Below are 1186 nucleotides of genomic sequence, written 5' to 3'. Positions count from 1 at the left end.
ACAACTGTTTCCACCATCTTAACTACAGCATGCAGAACAATATTTTGCCGATGTTCTGCTTCTCGGCACACTATGAAACGTTGGGGATTTCGGAGCTACTACACTATCAAGGTACAACTACCGTTGATGCGAGAACCGAAGATCAAATAACCACTTCGCCCCCAATGTTTTATGACCGCGTGTTAGCACAAGTTGATTATTTTAACTTACCATCCAACCAGTGAATGATATTAAGTGTAAATTGTGCATTCTGTTTTGCTTTTGGGTATCCAAAGCCTATAATTCCTTTCTCCTCATCCACTTGTGAAGTAAACATTGCAGCTTCTCCAAATACAGCAAGTCGCCCCTGATAATAATTCATTATAGCTCCTTGTACTTCATTTCTCACAGGAATATATTTTGTGTTTTCATCAAATTGCATTGGTCTTTCAGGGATAACAAGCATATATTCAGAACGAAACTTTAAAATTGGTATCGCATTATCTGGTATATTAAAAGCTTGTCCTCTAAATGTCACTACTGTATCAATTCTTTCCTCGATATTTCGCCCTTGTGTTATAATATTCTCAATTAATGTACTATCTGATTTTGTGAAAATCTCATATTCATGCGATGTAGTATCTAAAGCATAACAATTGATAAAATCAATATTAAAAGCTTTTGCTAATTTTTCAGCAGCTATTGGACAAGGCATATGGTCAGCAATCAGAAATAAACTACCACCATTCTTTACCCAATTTTCAATTAAATCAATATCGTTCTCACTAAACGCATTTTCATTTTTTTTATGATTTTTCGGTAATGCATTAGATATAATTAAAATCTCTGCTTTTTCAAGATTTTCTTTTGTGAACTTTTTTATTGATTTAACCACATATCCATCATCTATAAGTAATTTTGATAGAGGACTATAAAACCCATCTTTAGTGTGATAGTTATTATGTGATTCGTCTATCAGAATCTCAGGTCCTTGGCCTAAATCATACATTGGATTCTTTACATTAGGTTGAAATGATTTATCAATCATTCTATCATTATCGCAACCAATAATTATAATCACTCCAATAATTATATATTTGGCTTTTAATAAATATTGGAGATTTTGCTTTTCTATACTTTTTTTATTCATTTGACTTTTATTTTTAATTGTTATGGGTGTTTGTCGCAATTTGTGCTAACGCCCGGC

Annotated in this window: 2 protein-coding genes; one reads left to right on the top strand and one right to left on the bottom strand. The window is 32.6% G+C overall.

All coding sequences use genetic code 11. From position 1 onward, the window contains the following. On the top strand, positions 1–224 hold a 224-nt coding region (locus tag JCM15548_RS24820), incomplete at its 5' end, for a hypothetical protein (RefSeq protein ID WP_227626088.1). On the opposite strand, the gene JCM15548_RS20520 is transcribed toward JCM15548_RS24820, so the two are convergent. Then, on the bottom strand, positions 197–1129 hold the full coding sequence (locus JCM15548_RS20520; protein WP_062129094.1) for a hypothetical protein: 933 nt from the start codon (positions 1127–1129) through the stop codon (positions 197–199). The genes JCM15548_RS24820 and JCM15548_RS20520 overlap by 28 nt on opposite strands. Positions 1130–1186: the final 57 nt, after the last annotated feature.

This window comes from Geofilum rubicundum JCM 15548 (genome assembly GCF_000974365.1).
GTDB classification, from domain to species: domain Bacteria; phylum Bacteroidota; class Bacteroidia; order Bacteroidales; family Marinilabiliaceae; genus Geofilum; species Geofilum rubicundum.
Note: the sequence above shows the minus strand (reverse complement) of the source record. Positions and strands in the feature narration are given on the sequence as shown.

Bases quoted from the DNA above. Each gene is read 5' to 3' on its own strand.
- JCM15548_RS20520 (WP_062129094.1), bottom strand. From the start codon at position 1,129: ATGAATAAAAAAAGTATAGAAAAGCAAAATCTCCAATATTTATTAAAA.